General features: G+C 69.0%; 17 protein-coding genes. 7 read left to right on the top strand and 10 right to left on the bottom strand.

Annotation, left to right across the window (positions count from 1 at the left end):
• Nucleotides 1-123: 123 nt before the first annotated feature.
• Nucleotides 124-1,050: a helix-turn-helix domain-containing protein gene (locus E6C70_RS13580; RefSeq protein WP_136425091.1), complete on the top strand. Its 927-nt coding sequence runs from the start codon at nucleotides 124-126 to the stop codon at nucleotides 1,048-1,050.
• A 98-nt stretch (nucleotides 1,051-1,148) separates the two neighbouring features.
• Nucleotides 1,149-4,382: a glucan 1,4-alpha-glucosidase gene (locus E6C70_RS13585; RefSeq protein WP_136425092.1), complete on the top strand. Its 3,234-nt coding sequence runs from the start codon at nucleotides 1,149-1,151 to the stop codon at nucleotides 4,380-4,382.
• Nucleotides 4,383-4,538: 156 nt separating this feature from the next.
• Here E6C70_RS13585 and E6C70_RS13590 read toward each other — a convergent pair whose 3' ends face one another.
• The 3 genes from E6C70_RS13590 to E6C70_RS13600 are packed head-to-tail and all read right to left on the bottom strand — an operon-like array spanning nucleotide 4,539 to nucleotide 7,320.
• A complete protein-coding gene (locus E6C70_RS13590) occupies nucleotides 4,539-5,354 on the bottom strand; it encodes an FAD:protein FMN transferase (protein WP_235833475.1) in 816 nt (271 codons plus the stop codon).
• The gene (locus tag E6C70_RS13595; protein ID WP_136425093.1) at nucleotides 5,351-5,893 is read right to left on the bottom strand and encodes an FMN-binding protein; all 543 of its coding nucleotides are present in this window, start codon (nucleotides 5,891-5,893) and stop codon (nucleotides 5,351-5,353) included. The genes E6C70_RS13590 and E6C70_RS13595 overlap by 4 nt, the downstream gene beginning before the upstream one ends.
• Entirely contained in the window at nucleotides 5,890-7,320 is a 1,431-nt protein-coding gene (locus tag E6C70_RS13600) for a ferredoxin reductase family protein (RefSeq protein WP_136425094.1), read from the bottom strand. The genes E6C70_RS13595 and E6C70_RS13600 overlap by 4 nt, the downstream gene beginning before the upstream one ends.
• A gap of 114 nt (nucleotides 7,321-7,434) precedes the next feature.
• On the opposite strand from E6C70_RS13600, the gene E6C70_RS13605 reads away from it, so the two are divergent.
• Both E6C70_RS13605 and E6C70_RS13610 read left to right on the top strand, forming a co-directional pair.
• Complete coding sequence (locus E6C70_RS13605; protein WP_235833477.1) at nucleotides 7,435-7,986, top strand: RBBP9/YdeN family alpha/beta hydrolase; 552 nt, start codon at nucleotides 7,435-7,437, stop codon at nucleotides 7,984-7,986.
• Nucleotides 7,987-8,020: 34 nt separating this feature from the next.
• Nucleotides 8,021-8,962, top strand: a complete 942-nt coding sequence (locus E6C70_RS13610) for a methyltransferase family protein (protein WP_136425096.1) — start codon at nucleotides 8,021-8,023, stop codon at nucleotides 8,960-8,962.
• A gap of 12 nt (nucleotides 8,963-8,974) precedes the next feature.
• Here E6C70_RS13610 and ppk2 read toward each other — a convergent pair whose 3' ends face one another.
• Nucleotides 8,975-9,802, bottom strand: coding sequence for a polyphosphate kinase 2 (ppk2, locus tag E6C70_RS13615; protein ID WP_235833479.1), 828 nt, complete (start codon nucleotides 9,800-9,802; stop codon nucleotides 8,975-8,977).
• Nucleotides 9,803-9,878: 76 nt separating this feature from the next.
• Between ppk2 and E6C70_RS13620 the strand changes: the two genes are divergently transcribed.
• Nucleotides 9,879-10,853, top strand: coding sequence for a diacylglycerol/lipid kinase family protein (locus tag E6C70_RS13620; protein ID WP_168770961.1), 975 nt, complete (start codon nucleotides 9,879-9,881; stop codon nucleotides 10,851-10,853).
• Between the two features lie 28 nt (nucleotides 10,854-10,881).
• On the opposite strand, the gene E6C70_RS13625 is transcribed toward E6C70_RS13620, so the two are convergent.
• The gene (locus tag E6C70_RS13625) at nucleotides 10,882-11,481 is read right to left on the bottom strand and encodes a dihydrofolate reductase family protein (protein ID WP_136425098.1); all 600 of its coding nucleotides are present in this window, start codon (nucleotides 11,479-11,481) and stop codon (nucleotides 10,882-10,884) included.
• A 92-nt stretch (nucleotides 11,482-11,573) separates the two neighbouring features.
• On the opposite strand from E6C70_RS13625, the gene E6C70_RS13630 reads away from it, so the two are divergent.
• Nucleotides 11,574-11,849: an XRE family transcriptional regulator gene (locus E6C70_RS13630; protein ID WP_136425099.1), complete on the top strand. Its 276-nt coding sequence runs from the start codon at nucleotides 11,574-11,576 to the stop codon at nucleotides 11,847-11,849.
• Between the two features lie 22 nt (nucleotides 11,850-11,871).
• Here the strand turns inward: E6C70_RS13630 and E6C70_RS13635 are convergent, their stop codons facing one another.
• The gene (locus tag E6C70_RS13635) at nucleotides 11,872-12,489 is read right to left on the bottom strand and encodes a TetR/AcrR family transcriptional regulator (RefSeq protein WP_136425100.1); all 618 of its coding nucleotides are present in this window, start codon (nucleotides 12,487-12,489) and stop codon (nucleotides 11,872-11,874) included.
• 124 nt (nucleotides 12,490-12,613) lie between these two features.
• Here E6C70_RS13635 and E6C70_RS13640 point away from each other — a divergent pair, with 124 nt between their 5' ends.
• Nucleotides 12,614-13,639 (top strand): aldo/keto reductase, encoded by a 1,026-nt coding sequence (locus tag E6C70_RS13640; RefSeq protein ID WP_136425101.1) that lies wholly within the window; start codon nucleotides 12,614-12,616, stop codon nucleotides 13,637-13,639.
• 90 nt (nucleotides 13,640-13,729) lie between these two features.
• Here the strand turns inward: E6C70_RS13640 and E6C70_RS13645 are convergent, their stop codons facing one another.
• The 4 genes from E6C70_RS13645 to E6C70_RS13660 form a co-directional block, all read right to left on the bottom strand.
• Nucleotides 13,730-15,130, bottom strand: coding sequence for an LLM class flavin-dependent oxidoreductase (locus E6C70_RS13645; protein ID WP_136425102.1), 1,401 nt, complete (start codon nucleotides 15,128-15,130; stop codon nucleotides 13,730-13,732).
• A gap of 205 nt (nucleotides 15,131-15,335) precedes the next feature.
• Nucleotides 15,336-16,253 carry an endonuclease/exonuclease/phosphatase family protein gene (locus tag E6C70_RS13650; protein WP_136425103.1) on the bottom strand — a complete coding sequence of 306 codons (918 nt, stop codon included), beginning with the start codon at nucleotides 16,251-16,253 and terminating at the stop codon, nucleotides 15,336-15,338.
• Nucleotides 16,254-16,363: 110 nt separating this feature from the next.
• On the bottom strand, nucleotides 16,364-17,785 hold the full coding sequence (locus tag E6C70_RS13655; RefSeq protein WP_136425149.1) for a sugar porter family MFS transporter: 1,422 nt from the start codon (nucleotides 17,783-17,785) through the stop codon (nucleotides 16,364-16,366).
• Nucleotides 17,786-17,999: 214 nt separating this feature from the next.
• Entirely contained in the window at nucleotides 18,000-18,767 is a 768-nt protein-coding gene (locus E6C70_RS13660) for an MBL fold metallo-hydrolase (RefSeq protein ID WP_235833484.1), read from the bottom strand.
• Nucleotides 18,768-18,782: the final 15 nt, after the last annotated feature.

The raw sequence follows: 18,782 nt of genomic DNA on the forward strand, positions 1-18,782 counted from the left end.
GATGTCGCCTGGACCTCGCTCGCGCGACATCTGCTGCCCAGTCGATGAGGAGAGGCAGGGCGGGCCGCGCAGGATGCGCAGGAAAGTCAAGCCGAGCGCACGCGCGGTCGACAGACTGGGGGCATGGCAGCGGACGGCACCCTCGAGACGGATGACTTCGCCGAATTCGTGACCGTTCTCGGCGCATCCCTCGACGAACCGGGCGGCATCGACGATCTGGCCCGCGCGATGCACCTCTCCCGCGCTCAACTCGGTCGGGTGGTGCTGGCGGCGTCGGGCGAGACGCCGGCACGGTTCACGCGACGCATCCTGCTCGAGCGAGCCGCCGTCGCGCTGCTGCGATCGGAATCGACCGTCATGCAGGTCGCCGTCGACGCGGGCTACGACTCGCACGAGGGATTCCTGCGAGCGTTCGAGCGCGCGTACGGGGCTGCGCCCTCCCGGTGGCGGGTCGCACCCGGCCCCGTGGCGCTGCCCTCGCCGAACGGCGTGCACTTCCTGCCGCCCTCAGGGCTGCGGATTCCCGGAATGGAAAGGATCGGAACCATGGACGTCCTCATCGGAATGGTCGAGCACCACCTCTGGTTGACGGGCGAACTCGCCCACCGAGCGGGAAGGCTGCCGGAGGCGGCGCTCGACGCGCCGGTGCCGTCGACCGAACTGGTTGACGACGCACCGACCATCCGTTCGCTGCTCTCGCGCATCGTCGGACAGCTGCAGATGTGGAACGACGTGATGGCGTCGCGCGACTACGACTGGTCGCTCGAACAGGACGAGCCGGTCGGCTCGATCAGCGCACGGCTCGACCGCGAGGGCCCGGTCTTCCTCGACGAGATGCGCCGGGTGGTGGCGGAGGGTCGCCTCGACGACACCTTCGTCTTCGTGGAGAAGGACGGCCCGAAGCTGTACACCTACGGCGGACTGATCGCCCACGTCCTCACCTTCGGAGGCCATCGCCGAGTGCAGGTGCTCGGCGCGCTCACGAGCCACGGCGTGACGGATCTCGGCTTCGGCGATCCGCGGGAGTGGATCCCCGAGCACGCCGCGTGATCCGCCGGTAAACGTTTGCATCGGCCATTGACCCCGTTCGAGGGGTACTCCTAGGCTGGCGACTGGCACGAGAAGCCAGCGCTCGACGAGGAGTAGCCATGCGATCGATCACCCCCACGACGGCTCGACCCCAGCAGCCACGCCCCGGCGGAGAGCGGATACGGGGGCTTGCGGCATCCGTGGGCACGGCCGCGCTCATCGCGGCCGCTCTCGTCGCCGGCTCCGGCGCAGCAGCAGCCCCAACGGATGCGCCCGGCGCCCCGGGAGCGCAGGCCACCTGGTCGACGGGCGCCAAGCAGGGCTTCGGCACGGCCACGAGCACGGCGTCGAAGGTCTGGTACACGCTTGCAGACGGAACCATGTCGGAGGTCTACTACCCCCGCGTCGACGTGGCGAACTCCCGCAGCCTCGAACTCATCGTGACCGACGGCAAGACGTTCGCCGACCTGGAGTCGAAGGACACGACCCACGCCGTCAAGCTGCTCGACCCGAAGGTGCTGCTCTACTCGCAGATCAACACCGATAAGGACAAGCGCTACCAACTCATCAAGACCTACGTCACCGATCCCAAGCGCGCGACCGTGATCGAGAATGTCACGCTGCGCTCGCTCGACGGCGGGAAGTACCAGGTCTACGTCCAGTACGACCCGTCGCTCGCCAACAGCGGCATGCACGACTCCGCTCGCACGGTCGGCGGAGCCCTTGTCGCCGAAGACCTCACGGGAGCGGACAAGGTCGGCAGCGCCCTCATCGCCGACCGGCCGTTCGCGGCGACCTCCAACGGGTTCGCGGGCGCGAGCGACGGCTGGAGCGACCTCGCCGGCGACTTCCACCTCGACCACACCTACACGCAGGCGCTCGACGGAAACGTCGTGCAGACCGCGAAGCTGAACATGCTCGGCACGTCGAGGCTCTCCACCTCCACCCTCGCGCTCGGCTTCGGCGCTACCGGCACCGAGGCGCTCGCCACCGCGAAGGCCACCATGTCGAAGGGCCTGCTCGGTGCGGCCGCCACCACGCTCTCCTACATCGCGGGATGGCACTCCTACCTCGGCTCCATCAAGCCGGCGCCCGCGAGCGTGAAGGGGAGCAGCGCGCTGACGACGCAGTACAACGTCGCCGCGATGACCCTCAAGGCGCACGAGGACAAGACCTACCGCGGCGCCAACATCGCCTCCCTCACGGTTCCGTGGGGCCAGGCGCAGAACGCCAACGAGGCGGGCGTCGGCGGGTATCACCTGGTCTGGGCGCGCGATCTCTACCAGGTCTCGTCCGCGCAGATCGCGATCGGCGACACCGCAGCGGCCAACCGCTCGCTCGACTACCTGTTCGACGTGCAGCAGAAGCCCGACGGCTCCTTCCCGCAGAACTCGCTGCTGAACGGCACGCCCTACTGGGGCAGCCTGCAACTCGACGAGGTCGCCTTCCCGATCGTGCTGGCGTGGCAGCTGAAGCGAGCGGATGCCGCCACCTACACCGACCACGTCAAGAAGGCGGCCGACTTCATCGTCTCCCACGGCCCGGCCACCCCGCAGGAGCGTTGGGAGGAGGAGGGCGGCTACTCACCGAGCACGATCGCCGCGGAGATCGCGGGGCTGACGGCGGCATCCGCCCTCGCCAAGGCCAACGGAGACGACGGATCGGCCGCCGTCTACCAGGGCGTTGCCGACCAGTGGCAGCGCTCCGTCGAGTCGTGGACGTACACGACCACCGGACCGATCGGCGACGGCAACTACTACGAGCGCATCGACGACAACGGCAACCCGAATGACGGCCACACGGTCGACATCAACAACGGTGGAGGAGCCTTCGACGAGCGGTCCATCGTCGATGCCGGCTTCCTCGACCTCGTGCGCCTCGGTGTGAAGGCCCCCACTGACGCGGCGGTGGCCTCATCGCTGCCCGAGGTCGACGCCACCATCAAGGTCGACACCCCGAACGGTGCCATGTGGTACCGCTACAACCACGACGGCTACGGCGAGAAGGCCGACGGATCGCCGTACGACGGCACCGGCGTGGGTCGGCTCTGGCCCCTTCTGTCGGGCGAGCGCGGCGAGTACGAGCTGGCGAACGGACGCAGCGCGTCGTCGTACCTGAAGACGATGGCCGCGTCGGCGAACGAGGGCTACCTCATCCCCGAGCAGGTCTGGGATCAAGCCGACCCTGCCTCGAGCGGATTCAGCTTCGGCGAGGGCACCGGCTCCGCCACCCCGCTGGCCTGGTCGATGGCGCAGTTCGTGCGCCTGGCCCAGTCCATCGACGCGGGCAAGCCCGTCGAGACGCCATCCGTCGTCTCCGATCGCTACGCGTCGGGCTCTCTGCCCGCCGGTCCAGCCCTGACACTCACCGCCCCCACGGGTGCAGTGACGAGTGAGGCGACCGTGACCGTCGCCGGCACAACGGATGCCGCAGCGGTCTGGGTGAGCGCGGGGGGAGCGACGGTCGCCGCATCCGTCTCCGGTGGCTCCTTCACCGCCGACGTGCCGCTGGCGCTCGGCGCGAACACGATCACGGTGGTGGCCGTCGGTGCGAACGGCGGCACCACGACCGTGCAGCGCGGCATCACCTCGACCAACTTCGGCACACCGCTCGGCACCATCGCCGACCCGACCGGAGACGACAACGGGCCCGGCGACTACGTCTACCCGACCAACAGCGCCTTCAACGCCGGGGCGTTCGACGTGACCGGTCTCGGCGTCTACGACGATGGCCAGTCGATCAACCTCGTCACGACCATCGCAGGCGACATCCAGAACCCGTGGGGCGGCAACCAGCTCTCGGTGCAGCGCCTCGACATCTACGTCTCGACGGATGCCGCAGGCTCCCCGGTCGCGGCTCAAGCGGGTACGAATGCCGACCTCGCGCATCCGTACGCCTTCGTCATCGGCGGGTCGGGCTTCATCACGCCGACCATCAAGGACGCGTCGGGCGCCGTGCTCGGCAACGCGGGACTGCTCGTTCTGCCCGACACCCACCAGATCGCGCTGAGCGTACCGAAGGCGCTGTTCGGTTCGACCGACCTCGCAGCCGCCGGCTACCAGGTGGCGATGATGTCGCATGCCGACCCCAACGGAGAGGGTGTCGGCGGCATCCGTCCCGTCTACGACCGGGCGTACTGGGATTCCGCGCCGGCCAACGGCCAGTCGTGGATCCAGGAGTACCGCTTCGGCGGGGGCGCGGGCGAGTACACGGATGCCAACGCCGCTCGCGACACCGACTCACGGGACCCGAACACGCTCGACATCCTGGCGCCGGCCGGTCAGTCGCAGAGCACCATCCTCGATTGGAGGGCGTCGTCGCCGGTCGTGCTGCCGTACGTGCCGCTGGGGTGAGGGCGGTGGCGCGCCCTGCCACCTCGCCTCGCCACCCGCCCGCTGTCTTGCCGGTGCCCCGCCGACGTCCCCCGCCGGTCGGCTGCGCCACTTCGTCGGCGGCCGCGCCCGTTGACGTGGCGCGGACGGCGTCGGATAGGCGCAGAGCGGGCCAGGTCAGGCGGAAAGGCGAGCGCCGACGGTGAGCTCGCGGCGGAAGCCCGGCGTCGCCGTCAACCCATTGGACGCGTCGACCGTGAGCACATCGATGTTCCACTGCGAGCAGGCGTCGGAGAGCGTTTCGGCACCGCCGGAAAGGATAGCCGTTGCGAGCACATCGGCCGTCACGATGTCGGCGGCGCGCACCGTCACCTGGCGGTAGGGAGCCTCGGTCCGGCTGCTCGGATCGCTTCGCCGCCAGACGTGTTCGCCCCGTTCGGCAGTGCCGGAGGTCGCGATCGCAGCGCGCCCCGGGTGCAGGGGCACGGCGCCCAGCAGGTGCTCGCGATTCTCGGGGTCCACGATTCCGGCCATCCAGGGTGCATAGGCAGCGGAATCGGCGGGCGTTCGGCCGGAATCGGCTCGGGACCTCCGTCGCCCGAGAGCCACCCCGTCGCCACCGACCGAGAGGAGGGCGTCGTCGAGGCCTGCCCCCACGACGGCCGAACGCGCTGCATGGATCGCGAGCGCCTTCACGACGCCCGACAGGTCCAGGACGCCGTCCGGCCGGTACGGGTCGAAGGCGCCGGCCGTCGAGGTGCGCCAGCCGATGGCCTCCGTGTATGCGGCACGGAGAGGCTCGCTCGAGCGTGAGAGCACGAGCTCGCCGCGGGCGATGCGGCTGATCTCGGAGTCGGCGCGGTAGAGGCTGAACCGGGCGTCGTGATCGGCGAAGACACGCTCGATCTGCTCGAACAGTGCGCGATCCGCTCCGGGGATGACGAGACTGGCCACGGTTCCCATCGTCTCGAACACGTGGATGCCCGAGCTCACGAGAGGCCGGCCTGGTCGAGTGCGGCCTGCAGCGACGTGAGGTAGGCCTCGCTGGTGTACGTCGCGCCCGAGACCATCTGCACCTGCGACGACTGCGCGGCGAGCACCTCGGTGCGGAGGATCGGAGCGGCGCGTGCGCTGATCTGACGTGAGCGGTTCTCATCGTCGGTGAGCGCGAGGGCGACGACATCCGTGATCGAGCCGTTCGCCACGACCACCTGCACCTGCACGTCGCCGAAACGGGTCTGCACGTCCGAGCCTGTGTACGTTCCGCTGGCGGTGGAGCTGTCCGGCGCAGTGACGGCGGGTGAGGGCGTCGCGGTGGCGGATGCCGCAGCGCCCGCAGAGGCGGCGGCCGAGTTGTCGCCCGACCCGGCGTCGCCCGACGCGGATCCTCCCGACGCAGCGTCTCCCGTCGTCGGGGCGGACACATCGGTCGCGGTCGGAATGCTTGTGCGCGCGGACGCTCCGAGCTCCCAACCCACGATCAGCACGACGGTCGCCGACAGGGCGCTCGCGATGGCGGCGCGGCGCCTCACCAGTCGAACCTCTCGATGTGGATCTGCTCCTCGGGCAGGCCGACCGCGCGTGCGTCGCGGATGACCGCGTCGGACCACACGGCCGGTCCGCAGACGAACAGGTCCGACTCGAGCAGGTGCGGGAACACGGAGGTGATGGTCACGCCCCGTTGCAGGTCGGCGCCGCTCATCCAGCTGTCCTGGCCGTGCGGACGTGGCCCGATCATCGAGTAGACCGCTCCGCCGTTCGACCGGGTGAGCTCGACGATCTCCGTCCAGAGGTAGCGAGCGGTGTCGTCAGCGCCTCGCAGCACCACGGTGGTCTCACCCGGTCGCAGGCGCTGATTCTCGAGCAGGGCGCGAGCGGGCGTTACGCCGATGCCGGCTGCCACCATGGCGAGTCTCGAGGCGGTGCGGGCGACATCCGTGAAGATGCCGTACGGCCCTTCGATGGAGACGCGCGTGCCCGGGCGGAGTGCGGCCAGGCGAGCACTGCCGGCGCCGAGGGCTCGGACGGTGATGCGAGCTGTGGTCGCCGTCGGGACCGCTGAGAAGGAGATCGGATGCGCGTGCCACCACGTGCCGGCACTCCAGAAGCGCCAGATGGCGAACTGGCCGCCTCGGGCGCGCAGTCGGTCGAGGGAGCGACCGGTGAAGTGGAGGGAGATCACGCCGGGTGCGACGGTCTCGACGGAACTGACACGCATGCGGTGCCGGAGGGTGAGCGCGATCGGCACCGCGAAGCGGAACCACGCCACCGCGCCGAACGCGAGGACGTACAGCGCGATCCAGTAGACGCGCTCGGCTGACCCCTCCGTGAGCACGCCTCCGACGCTCAACTGGTGCGGCACCGCGACGAGCACGGCGACGTAGGTGAGCAGGTGGATGGCGTGCCACGCCTCGTACGGCAGGCGTCGCCGCACGATGACGATCGAGCTGACGACCACCACGACGAGCAGGCCGAGCCCCAGGTAGGCAATGGCCATGTCGGGAGTGGTGAACAGGACGACCGTCTCGTCGACGAGGGTGTGGCCGTCCTGCAGCGCCCAGCCGACGGAGAGGAACAGCAGGTGGCCGAGGATCAGGTAGAGCGCCGGCTTTCCGAGCCTGCGGTGGAAGCGGATGGCGACGTCCTGGCCGACGGTGCGGTCGATCAACGGGACGCGGGCGGCGAGCACCAGCATGACGAGGATGAGGTCCGTGCCGACGAGTCCCGCCACGATGCCCACCGCGTTCAGTGCAGAGGGACCGTCGACGACCTGCGCGGCTCCGCCCGAGGCGAGGTAGAGGGCGACTGCCAGTGCCACCGACGTGCTGCACGCGACGATCAGCAGGTCGGCCGCACGCATCCGTCGCCGCAGCCGCGAGCGCCGAACCGAGAGCTCGAGAGTCGGGGCGGACTGCGGCGGGCGGCGGCTCAACGCTGAGGATGCCGACGGGAGTGCCACGATGAGACCGCCTTCCGTCCGCGTTGTGCATCCCACTCTGCCGTCCCGGACTGCTCGTCACCTCTGCACGTGCTATGGAGTCTCGATGAGCTCGAGCGCGAGAGGATGGCAGGCATGCGAACGATCGTGCTGCCGGGCATCGGCGGATCCGGCCCCGGCCACTGGCAGAGCCTCTGGGAGGCTGGCGACCCGACTTTCGTCCGATTCGCTCCCGCGTCGTGGGACGAACCCGATCTGGTGGACTGGATGGACGCCCTCGACGCGGCCGTGGATGCAACTGACGAGCCGCCGCTGCTGCTCGCGCACAGCCTCGGGACGCTGCTCGTCGCGCACTGGGCGGCCCGGTCGGATGCGCTGGTTGCCGGCGCGTTCCTCGTCGCCGTGCCCGACGCCGACGGCCCGGCTTTCCCCGACGCCGCGCCGGACTTCGGAGGGGCGCCGCGCGCTCCGCTCCGCTTTCCGAGCGTGCTGGTCGCGAGCAGCTCGGACCCGTACGCGTCGATCGAGTACGACCGCACGCTGGCGGCGGACTGGGGGTCGGAATTCGTGGATGCCGGAGCGGTCGGTCATCTCAACGAGCGGAGTGGAATCGGAGCGTGGCCCGATGGACGGGCGTTGTTCGCCAGCTTCGCCCGCGACACCAGTCCATCCGCGCCTGCGTCGTAGGGAGCGGTTCGTCATCGGGCGATAGTGTTCGCTCATGTCCTGGGGCCGCGTCTACTTCGCCATTCAGGCGATCGCAGGCGCCGCGTGGTGGGCGGCTGTGTTCGTCTTCCCGCCTGTCCGCGGGGCCACCCTCGGGAGCCTCGATCCCGTCGTCATCGCGATCCTGGACATCCCGCTGTTCGTCGTCGGTTCGGCTCTAGCCGCCTCGGGGCTGAAGGCGGCCGCCGTCGCGACCACCGCCTGGACGCTGATCGTCACTGTCGCGCTCGGCGTGTACGCGACGATGACGGGCGAGGCCGGATGGGGCGTCCTGTTGATGTCGGTATCGGCGGGCGGATCGCTCCTCGCGCTGAGCCTGACACTGATCGGCCGCGTGCCGACCGAGTGGATCATCGCCGGCCCGTTCGGCTTTCGGCCTGCCGACATGCGGGCGCGTCCCGCCGCCCATCTGATGCTGACGGCCCTCGAGATCGTGATCTTCTGGGGTCTGTTCCTCGGCGTGATCCCCCTCGTCCTCAGCGGTCTCGAGCTGCGCTGGGGGTTGGGCATCCCGTTCCCGGCCGCTGCGCGTCCCGTCGGCGTCGTCGTGCTCGTGTTCGCGAGCGCCCTCGGGCTGTGGTCGGCCGCGGTCATGTCGCGCATCGGAGGGGGCACGCCCCTCCCCGCCGCGATGCCGAATCGCCTCGTGATCGCCGGCCCGTACCGTGTCGTGCGGAATCCGATGGCGCTCGCCAGCATCGCTCAAGGCGTGGCCGTCGGCCTGCTCCTCTCCTCCTGGCTGGTGGTGCTCTACGCCATCAGCGGGGCACTGCTCTGGAACTACGCGGTACGACCCCACGAGGAGCGCGACCTCGAGGCGCGGTTCGGAGACGAGTTCCGGCGCTACCGCGCGGCGGTCCGCTGTTGGTGGCCTCGGCTGAGGCCCTACGTCCCGGCGCCGGCAAGGGACGACGGACAGTACGCCCTGGGAGGATGAACCCGACCGCTGTCACCCGGCCACGGTGGCGGCGCGATCGGGAACGTAGCGGTAGAGCGCCTTGTCGGGTCGGTCGTAGTCGTCGGCTTCGGGGCGATCCGGAATGCTCACCTCCTCGGGCTCTCTCGGCTCGTACGGGATCTGGGAGAGCAGGTGACTGATCGTGTTGATTCGCGACGCGCGCTTGTCGTCGCTCTCGATCGTCCACCACGGCGCGTGGGCGTTGTCCGTCGCCTCGAACATCGCGTCTTTGGCGCGGGAGTAGTCCTCCCACTTGCTGATCGAGAGCACGTCCGTCTCCGACAGCTTCCAGCGGCGCATCGGGTCGTTCAGGCGGGAGCGGAATCGCTGCTCCTGGACGGCATCCGACACGGAGAACCAGTACTTGACCAGGATGATGCCGTCGTCGACGAGCATCCGTTCCACGGTCGGCACCTGGTCGAGGAAGCGGCGGTACTGCTCGGGCGTGCAGTATCCCATCACCTTCTCCACTCCGGCGCGGTTGTACCAGGACCGATCCATCAGGACGATCTCGCCGTGGGTCGGCATCCGCTCGATGTAGCGCTGGAAGTACCACTGCCCCTTCTCGCGCTCACTGGGCGTCGGCAGTGCGACCACGCGTGCCGCACGGGGATTGAGGTACTGCATGATGCGCTTGATGGCGCCGCCCTTGCCGGCGGCGTCCCGTCCCTCGAAGATCACTACGACGCGGGCGCCCGACTCGATCACCCACTGCTGCATGCTGACCAGTTCGATCTGGAGCCGCTGCAGTTCCTTCTCGTATGCGCCCTTCGGCATCCGAGCGATCTTCTTCGTCTTCTTGTTCTTGGAGCCCGACATTGTCGCAGTATGTCGTATCCCGGCGGACGGGGGAACAGGCGAGTCGGGCCTCGCCTTGCACCCTACGATGAAGGGCATGCCTGCCCCCTCACCCCAGACAGCCGCGGTCATCTACAACCCCATCAACGTCGATATCGACGCACTCCGCGATGCCGTGACGACCGCCGCCGCCGACGCCGGCTGGAACGAGTCGATCTGGTTGGAGACCTCCGAGGATGACCCCGGCCAAGGGGCGACGGAGAAGGCGAAGGAGCACGGCGTCGATCTCGTGATCGCAGCCGGCGGAGATGGCACGGTCCGAGCGGTCGCCGAGGCACTGCGCGGCAGCGACATCCCGCTCGCCCTGCTGCCGTCCGGCACCGGCAACCTGTTGGCCCGCAACCTCAAGTTGACGCTCAACGACGTTCCCGGGTCAGTGATCGCGGCCTTCACCGGCGACGACCGGCCGATCGATCTCGGCGTGATCGACATCGAACGACAGGACGGGTCGCGAGACCGCCACGCCTACGTCGTCATGGCCGGGATGGGCCTCGACGCGAAGATGATCAAGAACACCGACGACGACCTGAAGGCGAAGGCCGGATGGGCCGCCTACGTGGATGCCATCGTCAAGTCCCTGCGCGACCCGAACGAGCTGCACCTGCACTTCCAACTCGATGACCAGAAGCCCAAGCGGGCGACCGCCCACACCCTGATCGTCGGCAACTGCGGGTCGCTGCCCGCCAACGTCCTGCTGCTGCCCGACGCCGTCGTCGATGACGGCGTCCTCGACATCCTGCTCATGCGACCCGGCGGCATCCTCGGCTGGATTCGGGTGTGGGCGAAGATCGCCTGGACGAACGGCGTCATCCGACGCACCAAGACCGGCAGGGAGCTCGCCGGAGAGCAGAAGAGCGACGGCGACCTCGATTACCGGACGGGCACTCGGCTGGTCGCGCGCCTGTCACGTCCGGAGGAGATCGAACTCGACGGCGACACCTTCGGTGAGGCGACCGCCTTCAACACCTGGGTCGAGCCGGGCGCGTTGACCGTGCGGGTGCCGCGCAGCTGAGTGCGGATGCACCAGGGCGGGAACGCTCCTACGTCATGTCGCCGGTCTGCACATCGCCGGCGGGGGCGTAGACGAGCGAGATGGTGCCCTGCGAGAACACGCGCGGCTGCTCCGCGAGCGCGAAGGTCTTCGGAACGAGCCCTTCGGTGAGGAATCGCTTTCCCGTGCCGAGCGTCACGGGGTAGAGCCACAGGTGGATGCGGTCGACGAGCCCCGCGTCCAGAAGCGCTGCGGAGAGAGCGCCGCTGCCGATGAGATGCACCTCGTCGTATCGGTCGCGCACCGCCGCCACGTCGGCGACATCCGCGAGTATCGTCGTGCCGTCCCAATCGGCGGACTGCAGGGTGCGGGAGACGACGAACTTGGGCGCACTGTTCAGCTTCGCCGAGATGGGGTCTTCCGTCGACTGGTTGGGCCAGTACCCCGCGAAGATGTCGTAGGTCCTCCGGCCCAGCAGCAATGCGTCCATGCTCTCGATCTCGGCCAGGATCGCCTCGCCCTCGTCTCCTGTGAGCGGCGCCTGCCAGCCGCCGAACGGGAAGTCGCCCTCGCGATCCTCGTCCGGACCGCCGGGGGCCTGATAGACCCCGTCGAGCGTGATGAACAAGTTGACGACGACGTTTCCCATGAGAGCTCCTTCGACGGATGGCGGGCATCCCGCGGGTATCGTGACACACATCGCGCCGACGGAGAAGGGTGGGCGCAGAACCGGAGGAAGCCGTGCCACGTCCGACCCGGCCCAGTCCGCGCGAGCTGACACCGAGCTGGCCGGACGAGTCGGCGACGGATGCCGCCGGCGAGGTGGCCCGCCGGCTGGCCGCGAATCTGCGCTCCGTGATCGGGGAACGGAGCATCCGATCGGTGGCCGCGCACGCGGGAGTGAACCACGCGACGCTGCTGGCGATCCTCGCCGGTCGCGTCTGGCCGGACGCCTACACGATCGCGACGCTCGAGAGCGCGCTCGGTGCCGACCTGTGGCCGGGACGGGTCGAGTGAGTGTTCCGCTCCCTGACCCGTTTCAGTCGGCGGAGTCGTCGTCCGATGTGCGCAGACCGGCGAGCAGCAGCCGCACCATCCGCTGAGCGGGGGCGGAGCGTTCGGTCGCGTCAGGGCCGGAGCCATGGCAGAGGTTCGCGACCGCTCCGAGGAATTCCGCCGCATCGACGTCCTGGGTGACCTCTCCAAATGCCCGCGCCGCGGCGAGCAGGCGCTCGAGCGTGGGCGCGAGCCGCGTCGCGAAGTACTCCGCCAGCGGTTCGTACGCGGCGTCGCCGGAGTGCAGCGCCGCGGCCAGACCGCGCTTGGCCGCGACGAATTCGGTGTAGCGCATGATCCACCGATCGAGCGCCTCGCCGGGCGGGTACGCCGCCTCGATCCCGGTCGCCGCATCCACGCAGGCGTCCATCTCGCGCCGGAACACCGCCGAGATCAGATCGGAGCGCAGCGGGAAGTGCCGGTACAGCGTGCCGACACCCACGCCCGCCCGTTCGGCGATGGTGCGCACGGGCGCATCGACGCCCGATTCGGCGAACACCGCCTTGGCTGCCTCCAGCAAGGCGTCGACGTTGAGCCGGGCGTCGGCTCGCATCCGACGCGGCTCCGCGGCCACCGAGCCGGTGGTGTCCGTGGCTGACATGCGAATTCTCCCTTGCGAAACGGAACAATGTTCCGTTAGAGTCCATCCTAACAGGAACAGTGTTCCGGCAAGCATCGCACACCGATGCGACCGGGCGCACGTGGACGATCCAGGAGCAGACGCCATGCAGTACCGCACACTCGGCCGAACCGGCATCAAGGTCACTCCCTACGCACTGGGCGCGATGATGCTCGGGGCCATGGGCAATCCCGACCGGAAGGACGGCATCGCCATCATCCATCGGGCCCTCGACGCCGGCATCAACTTCGTCGACACGGCCGACCGCTACGGAGACTCCGAGGAGGTCGTGGGCGAGGCCATCAAGGGCCGTCGCGACGAGGTGGTGCTGGCCACGAAGTTCTGGGGCCCGGTCGACGACGACGTGAATCACCGTGGTGCCTCCCGCCGCTGGATCATGGAGGCGGTCGAGCGCTCGCTCCGCCGCCTGCAGACGGACCACATCGACCTGTACCAGCTGCACCGGCCCGACCCCGACACGGACATCGACGAGACGCTCTCCGCCCTCACCGACCTCGTCCGTCAGGGCAAGGTGCGTGCGATCGGTTCGTCATCGATGCGCGGGTCCGAGATCGTCGAGGCTCAGTGGATGTCGGAGCGACGCGGGTTCGAGCGTTTCCGCACCGAGCAGCCGAACTACTCGATCCTCGACCGCGAGATCGAGCGCGAGATCCTTCCGGTGGCCGAGCGCTACGGGATGGGGACCCTCGTCTACAGTCCGCTCGCCGGAGGCACGCTGACCGGCCGCTACCGGGCAGGTCAGGAGAACGACAACTTCCGTTCGGCGAGAACGGGCATGCACCACTTCCGCGACGAGCGCCGGCTGGCCGCCGTCGAGCAGCTCATCGCACTCTCGGACGAGGTCGGCATTCCGCTCACCCACCTGGCGATGGCGTTCGTGATCGCGCATCCGGGCGTCACCTCGGCGATCGCCGGGCCGCGCACGATGGAGCAGCTGGAGGACACCTTGGCCGGCGTCGACGTCGCACTCTCCGACGAGGTGCTCGACCGCATCGACGAGATCGTCCCGCCTGGCGAGAGCATCGGCGCCATGGACATGGTCTATCGGGGTGCCGAGGTCGGCGATCCCGGCAAGCGCCGACGGCCGGGCGCCGAGCGCTCGGCCGCCTGACCGAGCGGCGGGCTGGTCCCGCCAGCCTGCTGTGCCGGCCGCCCCAGCCCGCTGTGCGCCGGTCGCGCCTGCCCGCTGTGCGCCGCGGTGTTACCCCGCGACCGACGCTCCGACCCGGTACCGCGCGCCGCGGTGCTCGTCGGGCAGGCGGTCGCCCCGGCCGTGCAGTTTCTGCCGCAGCGTTCCCTCGACGTACTCCGTGGGGTAGGCGCCCCGCGCGCGCAGGACCGGGATGACGTGCTCCACGACGTCCTCGAACGTGCCGGGAGTGATGGCGTACGCGAGATTGAAGCCGTCGACATCCGTGTAGTCCACCCATTCCTGGAGGGTGTCTGCGATCTCCTCGCCGGAGCCGACGATGGTGGGGCCGAGGCCGCCGATGGCGCCGCCACGGGCGATGTCGCGCACCGTGAAGACCTCGCCGTTCTTCGCGGACTCCTCGTAGTTGGCGATCACCGAGCGGATGGCGTTCGACTTGACATTGCCGACCGGCTCGTCGAGGTCGTACTGCGAGAGGTCGATGCCCATCCAGCCCGACATGAAGACCAGCGCACCCTCTTCGCTCGCGTACGAGAGGTAGTCCTGGTACTTCGCCTGGGCCATCTCGGGGGTCTCATCCGTCACGATCGTCAGCAGCGTGTAGATGCGGGCGGCGTACCGGTCGCGGCCGGCAGCCTCGAGGGCGTCGCGGATGCGCGAGACCGTGGACTTGAGCACCTCCTTCGTGGGCGCCGCCACGAAGATCGCCTCGGCGTTCTCGGCCGCGAACCCGATGCCCCGCGGAGAGGCCCCGGCCTGGTAGATGACGGGGGAGCGCTGCGGGCTGGGCTCCGAGATGTGGATGCCGGGCACCGTGAAGTGCTTGCCCTTGTGACCGATCTCGTGCACCTTCGACGGATCGGTGAACACGCCGGTCTCGCGGTCGCGCACCACGGCGTCGTCCTCCCACGACCCCTCCCACAGCTTGTAGAGCACCTCGAGGTACTCGTCGGCGTGGTCGTAGCGGTCGTCGTGCTCGAGCTGGTCGTCATGGCCCATGTTGCGGGCGGCGCTCGGCAGGTAGCCGGTCACGACGTTCCAGCCGACGCGCCCGTTGGTGAGGTGGTCGAGCGTCGACATGCGGCGGGCGAACGGATACGGGTGCTCGTACGCGGTGCCGGCGGTCACCCCGAAGCCGAGGTGCTCGGTGGCGGCGGCCATGGCCGAGACGAGCAGCAACGGGTCGGCTACGGGAACCTGGGCTCCGTTGCGGATCGCCGCCTCGTTGCTGCCCGCGTAGACGTCGTACGTGCCGAGCACATCCGCGATGAAGATGCCATCGAAGGTGCCGCGCTCGAGCAGCTTTGCGAGCTCGGTCCAGTAGCCGATCTCCTTGTACCGGTAGGACTGGTCCTGCGGATGCCGCCACATGCCCGACGACTGGTGCGCGACGCAGTTCATGTCGAACGCGTTGAAACGGATCTCGCGGGGCTGCGCTTGCTCGGATGTCATGCCCGCCATCATCCCGATCGCTGCGAACGGATGCGAACGCCCGCGCAACACGGCGTCACGCGCGTGCCCGCACCACGCGAATGCCGACGGCATCGGGCGTCTGGCGCACTCTGTGTGCATCGGCGCACCGTGCACCGTGCGCCCGTGCACGGAAAGTGCGCCAGATCGGGGTTCGGCGGTGAAAGGAGTGAACGAGGGCGGAGGCTCAGCGACCGATCGTGAGCGCGATGCCGCGATGGTCGGAGCCATTGGCGTCCAGCACGCGCAGCGACGCATCGGAGATGCCCCGCACGAGGGCGTGGTCGAGTGTCACGAACGGCGCTGCTGACGGCCAGGTGAACGCGAATCCGAAACCGGAGGTCTGCACGGCGCGCGCCTGAGCCATCACCGGGGCGAGCACGTGGTCGTCGGTGGCCGCATTGAAGTCGCCGATCACCACGAGGCGCTTCGCCTTCGTCTCGGCGAGGTCGGTGGCGAGGTTGCCCAGCATCCGGTCGCGATCCTCGTGTTCGCCGGGACGGAACGAGGCGATGTGCACCGCGACGATCGTCGTCGGGCCGTTCGGGGTGTCGACATCGACAGTCAGGGCGCGATTCCAGCCGAGACCGAGATCGAGGCGTTGGCCGCCCGAGAGTGCCGTGCGGCTCCAGACGCCGACCGTCCCGACGATGTAGGAATGCGGGTAGCGGTCGTCGAGGGTCGCGGCGATGGAGTCGCGGATGTCGCCGCTCAACTCCTGCAGCACGATCACGTCGGGATTCCGCTCGGACAGCGATGTCACGAGTGCGTCAGCGTCCACGTTGCCGGCCTCGACGTTCTCACTGACGATCGTGAAGTCCGTCGACGTGCTCGCGGATGCGGGCAGTGCGGCCGGAAGGACCGTGATGCCCCACACCAGTGCCGCGGCGAGCACGCCGATCCACGCCCCGCGCGTGCGCGAATAGGCCGCGCCGATGAGGAGGGCGACGAGAGCGATGGCCAACCACGGGAACACGGACTCGAGCATCGAGAGCGCGCCGCCGAAACCGGGCGCGACGTCGTGGAACGCGAACAGCACGGCCAGCCCCAGACCGGCGAGGAGGATCACGAGGCCGGCGGAGCGGCGCCGGCGGCGCGATGTCATGCCTCGATCATGCCAGTCCGACTGGGCGCAAGGTGTACGCGCGCTGAGTGTCAGCAGATGATTGCTCAGCCGATGGACACTCTCGCGAACCGCGCGAGCGCGTCAGGCAGTCAGGACGCGTGCGCCTTCGTGGGCCGTGCGGGCTTGGTCTCGAAGGTGCTCTTGGCATCCTCCAGCGCCATGCCCTTGGTCTCGGGGATCTTCCACATGACGAAGAAGAACGAGAGCACGGCGAACGCGGCGTACATGCCATACGTGAAGGTGAGCGAGAAGTCCGCCAGCGCCGGGAAGCTCACGGTGATGAGGAAGTTGGCGATCCACTGAGCGGATGCCGCGAGTCCCAGCGCCTTCGCGCGGATCTTGGTCGGGAAGATCTCGCCGAGGAGCACCCAGACCAGCGGACCCCACGACGCCCCGAAGCAGACCACGAAGATGTTCGCGGCGACCAGCGCTATCGGTCCCCAGGCGCCGGGCAGAGTGACGACGCCATCCGAATTCTTCACGGAGAAACTGAAGGCGATCGCCATGACGGCCAGCGAGATTGCCATGCCGATCGAGCCCGTCAGCAGGATGGGCCTGCGACCGATGCGGTCGACGAGAACGATGGCGACCACCGTGACGAGAACGTTCGTGACCGAGGTGATCACCGTGATCGTCAGGGAGTCCTTCTCGGTGAAGCCGACCGCCCTCCACAGCGTCGTGGAGTAGTAGAAGATCACGTTGATGCCCACGAACTGCTGGAAAACCGACAGGATGATGCCGATCCAGACGATGGGCTTCAGGCCGAAGCGATCTCCGCGCAGGGTGGACTTCTCGCCGGCCTCGTCCTCCTTGATGGACTTCTCGATGTCGGAGATCTGGGTGTCGATGGCCTCCTCGGGAACGAGCGTCGAGAAGATCTGCCGCGCCTCGTCGCGCCGGCCCGTCGCGATGAGGTAACGGGGTGACTCGGGCAGCGTGAACGAGAGGATGCCGTAGATGATCGCCGGGATGGCGCCGACGATGAACATCCACCGCCAGGCCTCGGCGCCGAACCAGAGTTCCTTCGAGGCCGAGCCCGCGATGCCGGCGAGGAGCGCGTCGGAGAGCAGCGCCACGAAGATGCCGATGGTGATGGCGAGCTGCTGCAGCGAAGCGAGGCTTCCGCGGGACTGCTTGGGTGCGATCTCGGCGATGTAGGCGGGGGCGACGACGGAGGCGATGCCGATGCCGATACCGCCGATGACGCGCCAGAAGCCGAGGTCCCAGACGGAGAAGGCGAGACCCGCTCCGATCGAACTCGCGAGGAACATGATCGCCCCGACCAGCATCACCCGCAGGCGCCCGAAGCGGTCCGCGAGCCGGCCGGCGAGGTAGGCGCCGAGGGCGCAGCCGAGCAGCGCGATCGCGACGACGAAGCCGGTCACGACGGCGTTGAGCGCGAAACCGTGCTGGATGGCGTCGACGGCACCGTTGACCACGGAGGAGTCGAAGCCGAACAGGAAGCCGCCAACGGCGGCGGCGATGGCGAGGCCCACGACCTTCCGCTTCATCGCTCCGGTCGGTTCGGGAACGGCTGTGCCGGTGTCGGTGGCTGAGGGGTTCGCATTCGACACGATGGTCTCCTTCGACGCTACGCGAGCCGGGGCGCCTGTGCTCTCCGGGTCGGTGGGCGGCGGAACTTCTGCCGTCGGTGCGAATCTACTCCCGTGTTCGATGGCGAGGTGGGGTTTGCGCTCCGCCAGTCGAGCGGCTAGTGCCGGAGGGCTATTGCTCGGCTCTCAGGTAGGCGAGCTGAGCGCGCACCGACGCCTCCGCAGCTGGACGGACGGCGGCATCCGTCTCGGCATAGACGATGTCTGTGACGGATGCCGGCGACGCATCCGCCCCGAGGGACTCGAGCGCGGCGCGTAACTCGTCGAGTCGTTCAGCGCGGTGAGCGAGGTAGGCGTCGCAGATGGCGACGAGGTCGGGCAGGGAGGGGCCGTGGCCCGGCAGGACGGTGGCCGGGCCGAGGTCGCGAAGTCGACGCAGGGTGTCGAGGTAGGCGCCGAGAGCCCCGTCGGGATCGGCGATGATGCTCGTTCCGCGGCCGAGGACCGTGTCGCCCGTGAGCACGGATCCGTTCGGACCGTCGTCGGGCAGCAGGAAGCAGGCCGAGTCGGCCGTGTGGCCGGGCGTCAGGAGGACGTGGATCTGCGCGCCTCCCCCCTCGATGATCTCCCCGTCGCGGAGCGGCTCCGCGCCGATGCACCAGTCCGGGTCCACCGCACGGACGGGTGCGCCGGTGAGTTCGGCGAAGGCTCGAACCCCATCGACATGGTCGGCGTGGTGGTGGGTGATGAGGATGAGCGCGACGGCGTCGGCGGCGAGTGCCTCGAGGTGCGCCCCGTCATCCGGCCCGGGGTCGACGACGACGACGCCCATCTCGACGGGGTCGGCTCCGATGAGGTAGCTGTTGGTGCCGTCGAGGGTCATCGGGCCGGCGTTCGGCGCGAGCACCCGCCGGGTGAGGGGGCTGGTGGTCTCGGTCACGTCGCCAGCCTAGGC

This window comes from Orlajensenia flava (assembly GCF_004801905.1).
Classification (GTDB): Bacteria; Actinomycetota; Actinomycetes; order Actinomycetales; family Microbacteriaceae; genus Orlajensenia; species Orlajensenia flava.